The 11805-nt window shown below is 68.9% G+C and carries 13 protein-coding genes and 1 tRNA gene; 7 read left to right on the top strand and 7 right to left on the bottom strand.

What is annotated here, in order from left to right:
• Positions 1-405, top strand: a 405-nt coding sequence (locus tag ACYVI6_RS15910) for a hypothetical protein (RefSeq protein ID WP_460447299.1), incomplete at its 5' end; no start/stop codon positions are given.
• Positions 406-435: 30 nt separating this feature from the next.
• Positions 436-1071: a 4'-phosphopantetheinyl transferase family protein gene (locus ACYVI6_RS15905; protein WP_460447302.1), complete on the top strand. Its 636-nt coding sequence runs from the start codon at positions 436-438 to the stop codon at positions 1069-1071.
• A gap of 182 nt (positions 1072-1253) precedes the next feature.
• Here ACYVI6_RS15905 and ACYVI6_RS15900 read toward each other — a convergent pair whose 3' ends face one another.
• The 5 genes from ACYVI6_RS15900 to ACYVI6_RS15880 all read right to left on the bottom strand — a co-directional run bounded on the left by ACYVI6_RS15900 (position 1254) and on the right by ACYVI6_RS15880 (position 4580).
• Positions 1254-2030: an alpha/beta fold hydrolase gene (locus ACYVI6_RS15900; protein ID WP_460447298.1), complete on the bottom strand. Its 777-nt coding sequence runs from the start codon at positions 2028-2030 to the stop codon at positions 1254-1256.
• The gene (locus ACYVI6_RS15895) at positions 2027-3343 is read right to left on the bottom strand and encodes a cytochrome P450 (RefSeq protein WP_460447297.1); all 1317 of its coding nucleotides are present in this window, start codon (positions 3341-3343) and stop codon (positions 2027-2029) included. The genes ACYVI6_RS15900 and ACYVI6_RS15895 overlap by 4 nt, the downstream gene beginning before the upstream one ends.
• A 47-nt stretch (positions 3344-3390) precedes the next feature.
• Complete coding sequence (locus ACYVI6_RS15890) at positions 3391-3687, bottom strand: GroES family chaperonin (protein WP_460447301.1); 297 nt, start codon at positions 3685-3687, stop codon at positions 3391-3393.
• Between the two features lie 79 nt (positions 3688-3766).
• The gene (locus ACYVI6_RS15885) at positions 3767-4279 is read right to left on the bottom strand and encodes a DUF427 domain-containing protein (RefSeq protein ID WP_460447300.1); all 513 of its coding nucleotides are present in this window, start codon (positions 4277-4279) and stop codon (positions 3767-3769) included.
• A gap of 13 nt (positions 4280-4292) precedes the next feature.
• Positions 4293-4580 carry a DUF3618 domain-containing protein gene (locus tag ACYVI6_RS15880; RefSeq protein WP_284287861.1) on the bottom strand — a complete coding sequence of 96 codons (288 nt, stop codon included), beginning with the start codon at positions 4578-4580 and terminating at the stop codon, positions 4293-4295.
• 182 nt (positions 4581-4762) lie between these two features.
• Here ACYVI6_RS15880 and bcp point away from each other — a divergent pair, with 182 nt between their 5' ends.
• Entirely contained in the window at positions 4763-5233 is a 471-nt protein-coding gene (gene bcp, locus ACYVI6_RS15875) for a thioredoxin-dependent thiol peroxidase (RefSeq protein WP_460447296.1), read from the top strand.
• Positions 5234-5245: 12 nt separating this feature from the next.
• Positions 5246-5330 (top strand) — tRNA-Leu (locus tag ACYVI6_RS15870).
• A gap of 150 nt (positions 5331-5480) precedes the next feature.
• Here the strand turns inward: ACYVI6_RS15870 and ACYVI6_RS15865 are convergent.
• Positions 5481-5837, bottom strand: coding sequence for a hypothetical protein (locus ACYVI6_RS15865; RefSeq protein ID WP_460447295.1), 357 nt, complete (start codon positions 5835-5837; stop codon positions 5481-5483).
• Positions 5838-6023: 186 nt separating this feature from the next.
• Between ACYVI6_RS15865 and ACYVI6_RS15860 the strand changes: the two genes are divergently transcribed.
• From ACYVI6_RS15860 to ACYVI6_RS15850, 3 genes are all read left to right on the top strand, one after another.
• The gene (locus ACYVI6_RS15860; RefSeq protein WP_460447294.1) at positions 6024-7715 is read left to right on the top strand and encodes an ATP-dependent nuclease; all 1692 of its coding nucleotides are present in this window, start codon (positions 6024-6026) and stop codon (positions 7713-7715) included.
• Positions 7715-9397: a UvrD-helicase domain-containing protein gene (locus ACYVI6_RS15855; RefSeq protein WP_460447293.1), complete on the top strand. Its 1683-nt coding sequence runs from the start codon at positions 7715-7717 to the stop codon at positions 9395-9397. Before ACYVI6_RS15860 ends, ACYVI6_RS15855 begins: the two co-directional genes overlap by 1 nt.
• 212 nt (positions 9398-9609) lie before the next feature.
• Positions 9610-10356, top strand: coding sequence for a restriction endonuclease (locus ACYVI6_RS15850; RefSeq protein ID WP_460447292.1), 747 nt, complete (start codon positions 9610-9612; stop codon positions 10354-10356).
• Between the two features lie 457 nt (positions 10357-10813).
• On the opposite strand, the gene ACYVI6_RS15845 is transcribed toward ACYVI6_RS15850, so the two are convergent.
• On the bottom strand, positions 10814-11805 hold a 992-nt coding region (locus tag ACYVI6_RS15845), incomplete at its 5' end, for a molybdopterin-dependent oxidoreductase (RefSeq protein WP_460447291.1).

The raw sequence follows: 11805 nt of genomic DNA, 5'->3' as shown, positions 1-11805 counted from the left end.
ACCCCGCCCGACGACGTCCCGGCGCCGACCGACCCCGCGGCGTCCGGGCCGTCGGTCACCGCGCCCGGGACGGTCTCGCTGTGGCAGGCCGTGCGCGGCGGCCGGGCGACCGGCCCGACGCACGAGCTGCAGGTGCGGGCCACCGACGCGACCGGCGCCGTGGTCGGCACCGGCACGCTCGGCACGGCGCGGACGAGCGACGTCCGGCACGTCGACGGGCGCACCACCGCGACCTGCACCTGGCGCTACACCCTGACGGTGCCGGCCGGCGCGCCCGAGGTGACGACGTGGGCCTGGCTGCACGACGTCGAGTGGGTCGAGCCGTGGCGCGCCACCGCGCGGACGACGTCCCTGCGCACGGCGCCGCCGCGGCCGCACCTCAGCTACTGTCTCGCCTGCCGCTGACCCGCCGCGGCGCCCGAGGGGGACGCCGTGCTGCTGCGCCAGCTGCTGCCCGAGCCGTGGCTGCACGTGGCCGAGTCGGACGTCGACCTGCCCGGCGAGCTGCACCCCGACGAGGCCGCGCACGTGGCCCGGGCGATCGAGCGCCGGCGCCGCGAGTTCGTCACCGGGCGGGTGCTGGCCCGGCAGGCGCTGCGCTCCCTCGGCGTCGCCCCTGCACCGCTGCCGCGCGGTGAGCGAGGCGCGCCGGCGTGGCCGCTCGGGGTCGTCGGCAGCATCACGCACTGCGACGGCTACCGGGGCGCCGCGGTCGCGGCCGCCACCGAGTGCGCCGCCGTGGGCGTCGACGCCGAGCCCGCCGCACCCCTGCCCGACGGCGTGCTGGCGACCGTCGCCACCCCCCGCGAGCTCGCCGCGCCCCCCGACGTCGAGCACTGGGGCCGGCTGCTGTTCAGCGCCAAGGAGTCGGTCTACAAGGCCTGGTTCCCGCTGACCGGGCGCTGGTTGGGGTTCGAGGACGTCGAGGTCGCCCTCGCCTCGGACGGCACCTTCACCGCGCGCCTGCTCGTGCCCGGCCCGGTCGTCGACGGCCGCGAGCTGCCCGAGCTGCCCGGCCGCTGGCGGCACGCCGACGGCCTGCTCGGCACCGCCGTCCTGCTCCCCCGCTGACCCGCGACCCCGCTGACCCCGCTGACCCCGCTGCGCGAGCCACGTGAAGTCGGCTCGCGCACCGTTCCAGAGGCTTGCACACCCCTCGGACGGTGCCTCCACCGCAGGAACCCCCGCCACGCCCCGCCGAGCGACAGCCAGCCCACGTCACGTGCTCATCGGCAACCCCACGGCGCGGCGGGTCAGGCGGCGAGGTGCTGCAGCACGTGCCGAGCCACCTCGGTGCGGCCCTCGGCGACGCAGCCGTGCCGGACGCCGGGCAGCAGGACGAGCCGGGCACCGGGCACGCGGTCGGCGAGCACCTCGGCGCCGGCGGCGGGCACGAGCTGGTCGTGGGCGCCGTGCAGCACGAGGGTGGGCGCCTCGATGCGGGGGCAGAGGTCCCAGCCGTCGTGGCCGGTGCTGGCGGCGAAGTGCAGGCGGGTGGCGCGGCGGTCGACGTGCGGGAGCAGCTGCTCGGTCCACTCGGGGTGCGCGGCGGCCCAGCCGGGCGACACCATGAGGTCGGTCATCGCGGCGCGGCCACCCGGCGAGGCGGCGCGCATCAGGGCGGCGATGGCGTGGTGCGGGCGGGGCACGTCGTGCGGGCCGCCGAGGCCGCTGCCGGCGAGCACCAGCCGGTCGACGCGCTCGGCGTGCTCGGCGGCCAACACCTGCGCCACGCGGCCGCCCATCGAGAACCCGAGCACGTCCGCCCGCTCGACGCCGAGCCCGTCGAGCACGGCGACGACGTCGCGGGCGAAGTCCGCGGTGGTCCAGGTCGTGGCGCTGAAGCCGTCGCTTCGGCCGGTGCCGCGCGCATCGAGCACCAGCACGCGGTGGTGCGCGGCGAGGTCGCCGGCGAGGTCGCCCCACATCGAGCCGGCGAGCGACTGGCCGGCGAGCAGCAGCAGCGGGGTGCCGGTGCCGCGGTCGTCGCACCAGGCCCGGGCGCCGTCCGGCAGGTCGACGGAGGTCATCGGCGGCGCACCACCAGGGGCAGGCCGCCGTGGGGGCGCAGCGTCACCAGGGCGTCGACCCGCGGCCGCACGACCTGCCCGCCGCGGACGACGGGCGACACGGTCCAGTCGCGCAGCAGCGCCGCGAGCGCCAGCACCGACTCGACGACGGCGAAGTCGCGCCCGATGCACAGGCGCGGCCCGAGGCCGAACGGCAGGTACGTCGGGCGCGGGGTGCCGGCGCGCTCCCCCGCGAACCGGCTCGGGTCGAAGCGCTCGGGGTCGGGCCAGTCGGCGGCGCGGCGGTGCAGCAGCCACGGGCTGATCACGACCAGCGTGCCGGTCGGGATGGCGACCCCGGCCAGCTCGTCGGGCTCGGTCGCGCGCCGGGTGACCACCCAAGCCGGCGGGAACAACCGCAGCGCCTCGTCGACCACCTGGCGGGTGAACGGCAGCCGGCGCAGGTCGACCCAGGTCGGCGGCCCGTCGAGGGCGTCGAGCTCGGCGTGCAGCTGCTGCTGCGCCTCGGGGTGCTCGGCGAGCAGCTGCAGCGTCCAGGCCAGCGACGACGCGACGGTCTCGTGCCCGGCGATCACCAGGGTCACCAGCTCGTCGCGCACCTGCTGCGGGGTCAGGCCGCCCTCGGCGTCGGCCGAGCGCAGCAGCAGGCCGAGCAGGTCGGTGTCGTGGTCGTCGAGCCCGCGGGCGCGGCGGGCGGCCACCAGCCGGGCGCAGGTCTCGTCGAGCACGGCGACGGCGCGGGCCAGCCGGCGTGCCGAGGGCAGCGGCAGCCAGGCCGGGCGCGGGGTGCGGGCGCGCTGCACGACGACCTCGAGCGCCTCCGCGACGGACGACACGACGCGCTCGCCGTCGGCGGCCAGGTCGTCGTCGAACAGGGTGCGGCCGACCACCTCGAGCGTGGCCTGCATGCACGCGGCGTCGACGTCGGTGACCGCGCCGTCGGGCAGCGCGTGCCAGCCGACCGACACCCGCCGTGCCGCGGCGACCGACTGCTCGGCGACGACGTCGAGCGTGCCGTGGTGGAACGCCGGCTGGGCGATGCGGCGACGTCGTCGCCAGTCGTCGCCGTCCGCGGTGAGCAGGCCGGCGCCGGTCACGGCCGACAGCGCGCCGTACTGCACGGTGTCCTTCGACCACGCCCGCGGCCGCTCGACCAGCACCCGGCGGACGGCGGCGGGGTCGTTCACCAGCAGCGCGGCCCGCCCCGGCATCGGGAAGGCCACGAGGTCACCGAACCGCTCGGTGGTGCGGGCCAGGTACCCGAGGGCGTCGCGCCGGATCGCCGGGACGTCGCGCACCATCTCGCGCGGCACCGGGCCGTCGACGTCCAGCGGCGTGTACCGGGCGTTGCGCCGCGCGCTCAGAGGTACAGCCCGGTCTGGCCGGCGTCGACGCGCGGGGCGGCGACGGCGTGGATGTCGCGCTCGCGCAGCAGCAGGTACGCCGCGCCCTGCAGCTCGACCTCGGCGCGCTCGTCCGGGTCGAACAGCACCCGGTCGCCGCGCTGCACCTGCCGCACGTGCTGCCCGGTGGCGACCACCTCGGCCCAGGCCAGGCGCTTGCCGAGCGCCGCGGTGGCGGGGATGAGGATGCCCGACCCGCTGCGCCGCTCGCCGTCCTCGTGCTCGGTCGAGACCAGCACGCGGTCGTGCAGCATGCGGATCGGCAGGGCGCCGTCGTCCGACGCCGTCGGGGGCTGGGTCACGCCTGCGAAACTACCCGCCGGCCCGGAGTCGCTACCAACCGGTGGACCCCGGCCCGCCCTTGAACGGCCCGACGACGCGGTCGGTCACCCAGCCGCCGTAGAACCCGCCGGCCTGCGGGCGCACCGCCTCGCCGTCGACCGTGACGCTCGACATCCGGCCCGGGTAGAGCGCCAGGTAGCCGGCCAGCTCGCGGTAGCCCGGCGTCGGGTCGGGGTAGGTCCAGGCGGCCGCGGGCGCCACGACCGGCTCGCTCGCGCTGCCACCGACGACGTCGAGGTAGCTCGCCAGGCCCTTCCACTCGCAGTAGCTCTGGCCGGCGGCGGGGCGCAGCGCCTCGGCGTCCGCGTCGGCGAACGGCAGGTAGTACGTGGGTGGGTGGCTGGTCTCGAGCACCCGCAGCGCGGCCCGGGTGTCGACCACCACCCGGCCACCGAGCACCACGAGCACGTGCTCGGACGTCGGCTCGACGCGGGGCGGGCGCGGGTAGTCCCAGACCGACTCCTGGCCGGGCCCGGCCGGCTCCGGGACGACGCCGCGCGGCAGGGTCACCGGGGGCTCACGAGCGGCGCTTGCGCCAGACGACGAGCCCGATCAGCGCGAGCAGCGCGGCACCGGCCGCGACCAGCCGCTCGGTGCGCGGCTTGCCCTCGGGGGTGAGCGCCGCGTCGCGCGCGGTCTGCTTGACGTCCTCGACCGACCGCTGGGCGATCGACTTGGGGTGGATGCGCACGGCGAGCTCGTCGACGGTGCCGGCCAGGCGGGCCCGGGTCTGCTCGATCTCGGCCTCGATGTCCTCCGGGGAGGTGGCCTCCGGGCCGGGCGCTGCGCTCGAGTCGGTGCTCACGTGGGGCTCCTGCGGGGTTCGTCGGTCGTCGGGCGGCCGGGCGGTGGGGCGCGAGCTCGACGGTGGGCTCGCTCGCAACCGTATCGACGGCGGCGCGATCCGGCAGCCCGGGGAGCGCGGACGGCTCGGCGTGCGGCAGGATCCCCGGTGCAGACCGCCGCTCGCGACCCCAGGAGACCGCCGTGCCGAAGCTCGAGCCAGGTGACGCCGCCCCCGACTTCACGCTCGTGGACCAGGACGGCGGGTCGGTGAGCCTGCACGACCTGCGCGGCCGCAAGGTCATCGTGTTCTTCTACCCCGCCGCCATGACGCCGGGCTGCACCAAGGAGGCGTGCGACTTCCGCGACAGCCTGGTGCCGCTGCAGGCCGCCGGCTACGAGGTGCTCGGCATCAGCCCCGACGCCCCGCCGAAGCTCAAGCAGTTCAGCGACCTCGAGTCGCTCACCTACCCGCTGCTCAGCGACCCCGACCGGGCGACGCTCACCGCCTACGGCGCCTACGGCGAGAAGCAGCTCTACGGCAAGACCGTCACCGGCGTCATCCGCTCGACCGTGGTGATCGACGCGGACGGCGTGATCGAGGTCGCGCGCTACAACATCAAGGCCACCGGCCACGTCGCGTCGCTGAAGAAGGCGCTGGGCGTCGCGGCCTAGGGTCGGTCGCGAGCGGGAGTGGTGTAACTGGCAGCCACGCAGGATTTAGGTTCCTGTGCCTTCGGGCGTGAGGGTTCGAGTCCCTTCTCCCGCACCAGAAGTTCGAAGTTCGAACCCCGCACATGGGTCAAGACTCCGTAGCTGCCGCTCCGGCGTCTTTTTGTGGGAACTAAGTTCGAGGCCCGAGTCTCGGACCCCTTGTTCGGACTCTCCGGCGTGTCCTCGTCAAGCGACGCCGCGGCGCGCATCAGCCCTTCGCCAAGCTCGGTCCGCTGGGAGTGGTCGACCAGCACCGTGTCGTAGCGCGAGTCGATGGCGATCTCGCTGAACCAGATCTGTTGAACTCGCGCCGCACGTTGTCGTCGGCCATGCCGTACGCAGCGCCGACTTCGGCCGCGATCCTGCAGGCGGCCTCAATGACCTGCTGGGTCATGGCGTCGGTGGTCGACAGGCCAGCGATCTGCCCTTCGACGCGTTGGAGCTGTTCGGCAAGACGCGCCTGGTGCTCGCGGGCGATGTCGTCCGGGACGACACCGTTTAAGGCGTGGGTCGCCGAGAACCACTTCGATGTGCCGGCACGCGGGCGGCTGTCCAAGGCGCTCATCGAGCGGTACCGGGCCGCCGGCAATTAGCCGGACCCCGTCAGGGCCTGATCGGCCAGTTACCACCGGTCATCGTCAGATACCTAGACGTCCAGTCGCAGGCTTGCAGACTACGCAACACAATCGTCTGGAACGCCCAATGACCTAGGCGCTCACGACCGGTTGACTGTAGCCTTCGCTTCACAGTCATGAACATGGTGAGCCAGCGGGACACCTCGGCACCGGTTCGCCTCCCACCAGCTCCCGTGTTGTTGGGCAAATCCGGAGGTTTCGTGCGTCTTAGCAAACTCGCCATCACCAACCACACCCGAGTGCAGGATGTTCAACTGGAGGTGCGGCAACACCTGGTGCTGGTGGGCCCAAACGACGTTGGCAAATCCTCTATCTTACGTTGCCTCAACATGATTCTTGGCGCGAGCACTGCGCAGCTATACGGGGCTTTGACACCGGATGACGTGCGCGATCAGTCAGTGCCTCTGGTACTGGAAGTTGATCTGCAAGACTTTAGCGAGCACGACGAGGGGCTGTTCCCGGACGAGATCAATGTTATTGGTGACGTCAAGTCGATCACGCTTCGGCTTGAGGCCTTGTTTGATGCCCACGGCACGCTGTCCGTAGATCGGCGGGCGGTCGGTTCCGGGCACATGCGGCAGTTGTCCCGCCCGCAGCTTGACGCCATCGGCTGGACGTTGCTCAGTGCTACCGCCATGAGCCGGGACTTGCGCGAAGGCCGACGATCCGCCGTCGACGACATCCTGGAGAAGGTGGAGCTCGGAGGGGAACAAGCCGATTTCGACGCGATTGCAGCGCAGCTCCAAGAGCAACTGCAGCGTTCATCTATCCTCGGTGAGCTGCGCTCAGGTCTCGCAGACCAGCTCTCTCGGGCTCTGCCGGAAACGGTCGGCCCGGATGATCTACTTCTTGTACCCGGTGCCACAGCCGACAGCGATGTGCTGAGTGATGTCCGCTTGCAGATTCTCAAGTCCGGCGTTCCTCGGAATCTTTCTGACCAGTCTGACGGTATGCGTGCGCTCTATGCTCTTGCCCTCTATGACTTGGTCAGCGTCGGAGCCAACGTCGTCGGCATTGACGAGCCAGAGGTGCATCTGCACCCGACGAGCCAGCGCAGCCTCGCTCGGTTGCTACAAGGCAGTGCCAACCAGAAGGTCTTGGCGACTCATTCTGCCGACATTGTCGGAGCGTTTCCGCCTGAGTGCATCGTCGCTGTACGTGCGGGAGGCGCTGTGGTGCAGCCTCAAGTGGACTTCCTCTCCGATAGTGAACGGCTGGTGGTGCATTGGTGGGTGCGAGACAAACTGGAGCCGCTCACAGCTCGCCGCGTCGTCGCAGTCGAAGGTGTCTCGGATCGCATCCTGACAGAGGCAGCTGCGAACTCAACTGGGCGCAATCTGGACAGGCTGGGAGTATCGCTGGTTGAGACTGACGGCTCGGGAGACATGGGCGCGATTATCAAGTTGTTTGGCTCGTCAGGTTTCGATATACCGCTATCCATTCTCATCGACAAGGACGCCACGAAAGACACCGCTAAAAAGCTTGGGGTCGCAGAGGCCGATCTGGCTCAACACTCGGTGTTTGTGTCGGACGCAGACCTTGAGGCCGAATACGTGCATGCCCTAGGTGTGGCTGCCGCCTGGGCGGCAATGGAAGACAGCGAGTTGTTCTCTCCGAATGAGTTAAAGACCTGTGCTGCATCTGGTCCGGGGGGAAGCCGAACCGAGGCCGACGTCGCGACGTTCTGTCGCGGTAAAAAGGGTTATAAGGTGCGCGCGGCGATAGCAGTGGCGCCGCTGTTGACTCCTGAGATCGTCGCTCGCATTAGCAGCATCAGCGAGCTGCTGGATGGGCTCGAGGTCATTTGATGTTTACTCCTACAGCAGCACAATTGCTCATTCGGCAGTATGAACAGCTAGGACTGATGGTCGTGGCCCCCGCCGGCTGCGGCAAGACGGAGGCTTTGGCTCTACGGGTGGCTGGCTTAATCGAGCGCGGCGTCGGCGGCGGCGGCAAGAGGATTCTCGTTTCGACTTTCTCAAATCGCGCCCGCGACAACATTCGGGACCGCATGCGCGCCTACCTGCCCACAGGGACATTGCGGGACCGAGTAACGGTTACTAACTTCCATGGGCTCTCGGCGCGCATCGTGCGAGCTCACGCTCGCACGATCGGACTCGACCCTGAAATAACACTGCCTGAATCTGACTGGGTAGGTGAGCAGTGCCGTCGCTGGGGTTGGGGCTGGGGGCAGATCGGTCCCGCCGCTCAGGCACTCAAGACTGCCAAGCAGCAAGCGCTCGACGACGTCGCCGTCGAGCGCCTGCTGCTGGACATGGGCGCCTCCGGCGCGGTTGAACTTGAGAGGGAACGACTGCTGCAGCACCGCCTGACCTACGACGACCTACCACGACTGGCCGAACTCCTTCTCACCAATGAATCGGTCGCCAGTCTCTATCGCAATCACTTTGATGCCGTTGTTGTCGATGAGTTTCAAGACCTGACACCTCAGCAGCTACGAATCGTGCAGGCAGTTGGTTACGGCAAGACGACGTACGCCGGCGATCTGGCTCAAGGAATCTACAGCTTTGCGGGCGCTGACCCGGCAACCATTGATGCAGCCATCCGGGCCGAGTGTCCGGAGGTGGTAGTTTTCCGCGAATCGCACCGGTCCGCCCCTGCAGTGCTTTCAGTTGTTAATGCATTATCGTCTCTAACTCATGGTGAAACGCTGACAGCAGCTGCACCTCATTTATGGCCAGGGGGTGGGCTAGCCGGACAAGTGGTCTTTGACAACGTCGAGCAGGAGGGTGCTTGGGCGGTCGCCTTCGCCCGCTTCGTTCTTGAGAAAGCGCCCAGCCAGCGAATCGCCATAATCTGTCGGAGTGGGCCCCGCCGGCAAGTTGTTGATGCTCTCGCTGAGCGTTCGACGCTACCTGTCTTCCGATGGGAGGACGGTGTTTTAGACACGGAGACGGCCCAGCTGGTGAAGACGCTGCTCTTGCGTCTAAACGCTGCCGAGGCGCTAGCCGCGGACGATCCGCTTGAGTACCTCCGCGAAGCGGCTCAGCTCAACGATGTTGCAGACATCGATACGCGTAAATACCTGTCTGAGGCCTTGATTTGGTGCTTGGACAGGCTACGAGATGGGCTGTCTCCGATTGCGATTCGGGATCGCATCAAGATCGGAGATCAGGAGACACTACTCAACTCACCCGGCTTGCACTTACTGAGTAGCCATCTAGGCAAGGGCCAGCAATTTGATTGGGTCCTCATCGTCGGCGCTGAAGATGGCGTCATTCCCGACTGGCGGTCGAGCACTGACGCGCAAGTACTAGAAGAGGCGCGCGTGCTTTCGGTCATGGTATCTCGCGCTCGACATGGTGTTGTCGTCCTGCATGCCCAACGGGTTGCTGACGCGCGCGGCCGTGTCCGTTCGAAAGCGGTAACCCGGTTCATGAATCATATGCAGACCGCGCCGCTTCTAAATAGGAACGAGGTGGCTGGATACCTTAGAGATCTTGACTGGTCGGCAGTTGCCGCCAGTTAGGTGGAGGTTACTTCGCTAACGGCTGCATATCGCCACCGAGGCAAGATCTGTAAGTGGACGGGGCCCGGGCCGCACGTCGCAGCCGCGCAACAACTCCGCGGGTGATCACAATGGAAGGGGATACCATGAGTGCAAGTAAAGAATATGAGCGCTTGACGCAGAGTCTTGTGGACCGACTGGCTGCCTTCTTCGGCGTGTTGACGGTTCGATGTATGAGCGACGTGCGATTGCAAGGTCGAGGAACCAAGAACCAGATCGATGTGATCTGGGAGGGCTATATTGATGGCGAGCTGCAGCGCGTGCTGTTTGAATGCAAGCACTACAAGCGCAAAGTTGATCAGGGCAAGTTGCATGCCTTCCGGAGCGTGCTCGACGACATCCAGGATGCCGTTCCAACATATGGCGTATTCGTTACCACGGTCGGTTATCAGTCGGGAGCGTCCTCACTAGCTGAGACGTACGGGCTCACGGTGCTTGAGCTGCGTGAACCAGCCCGACAGGATCTGGAGGGCCGGGTTACGCGAATAGATCTTACCGTCAATATGCGCATGGAGGTTATGGAGGAGTTGCAACTGGAGCCATCCGAACCGATCAATCCTAGCGAAATGTCCATCGAGCCAGACGAAGCGTCCATTCACTTTCCGGACGGTTCAGTGCGCTCCCTGCGCGACGTCATGACTCGTGATGAACGCAGCCCGCTAGATCAGCCGGCCACTCCGCCGCACCGCGTACAGCGAAACATGGAGCCAGGGACGGTCCTGCATTATGGAGAGGTGCGCATCCCCATCAAAGCCCTTCGCGGCGTCGTAGGCGATAGCGATAGCAGGTCAATGTCCACAATCGGCCCAGGCACTGAAGGCATAGCGCACATCCTGCGCGATGCAATCACGGGCGCCACGGTTTGGTTCGAGAAGGATGGGCATGTACGCGTGCTTGATTCTCCTAATGCAGCGTCCTGAAACTGCCGCGCGCTAGGGCTGTTGGCCGGGTCTACGCAACACGACACCGGCCGCCTTGAGTTCACGTCGAACGTCTTCGCGCTCAACCAAACCGCTCGGCCAACCGCGGACAAGACCAGCCCGTCTAATAAAGACTCATTGCGTCTGCAATGCGGTGGTAGCGGAGACCTTGCTCCCAAATTATCAGTCCAGCAGCACGGATCCGCTTCCGAACCGTCTGCTCGTGTACTCGCCAGCGTTCACTGAGCTCAGGCACCGTGGCTCCCACGAAGTACTGGGCCACGGGCTGGGCATGCTCAGCTTCGGACAGGCGGCGCTGGTTCTGCCGCGCGACAGTTATAGGTGGCCGGAGGCGGCGACTGGCTCGGCGGCCGAGTAACTCAGCGCAACGAAGAATGTCGGTGCGTAACCTCGAAGAGGGTCCCGTTAGGAGCACCGGTTGCAACCGTCCGCCCGGCTAGGTGACGCTAACCTCGACGGTGTGCCAGCCGGTGGCGCCGTCCGGGGCGGGCGGCGCCTCGTCGCCGGTCTGCGCGGCGCCGGTCGCGTCGGTGGCCCGCACCTGCAGCTCGTGGTCGCCGGGGGTCGCGTCCCACTCGTACACCCACTGCCGCCAGGTGTCGGTGCCGCCGCCGTCGCCGTGCCGGGCGGCCTGCCACGCGCCCTGGTCGACCCGCACCTCGACCCGCTCGACGCCCACGTGCTGCGCCCACGCGACGCCCGCCACCGCGACCCGCCCGGCCCGGACGCCGTCGCCCTGACGCGGCACGTCGATGCGCGAGCCGGTCTTGATCGGGCCCTCCGCCGACCAGCCGCGCGGCGTCCAGTAGCCCTCGGCGCGGTCGAACCGGGTGACCTCGAGGTCGGTGACCCACTTGGTCGCCGACACGTAGCCGTACAGGCCCGGTACCACCATGCGCACCGGGAAACCGTGCTCGACGGGCAACGGCCGACCGTCCATCGCGACGGCGAGCAGCGCGTCGCGGCCGGGGTCGGTGAGCGCCTGCAGCGGGGTGCCGGCGGTCCAGCCGTCGTGCGAGGTCGACAGCACCATGTCGGCGCCGGACGTCGGGCGGGCCCGGGCGAGCAGCTCGCGCAGCGGCCAGCCCAGCCACACCTGGTTGCCGATCAGGTCGCCGCCGACCTCGTTCGAGACGCAGGTCAACGTGACCATCCGCTCGATCATCGGCTGCCGCAGCAGCTCGGCCAGGTCGAGCTCGACCTCCTGCTCCACCATGCCGTGCACCCGCAGCCGCCAGTCCGCCGCGTCGATCTGCGGCACGCTCAGCGCGGTGTCGATCCGGTAGAACTCCTCGGCCGGCGTGACCATCGCCGACAGCCCGCGCACCCCGAGGTCGGTGCGCTGCGCGGCCGGCACCGGCTGCGGCGGCGTCGGCAGCACCAGCGCGGCCCGGCTGCGCCGGGCGGCCCGGGCACCGCGGGCGACGC

It is taken from the genome of Angustibacter aerolatus, assembly GCF_054776675.1.
The sequence above is the reverse complement of the archived record's forward strand: the minus strand, read 5'-3'. Positions and strand labels throughout refer to the sequence as shown.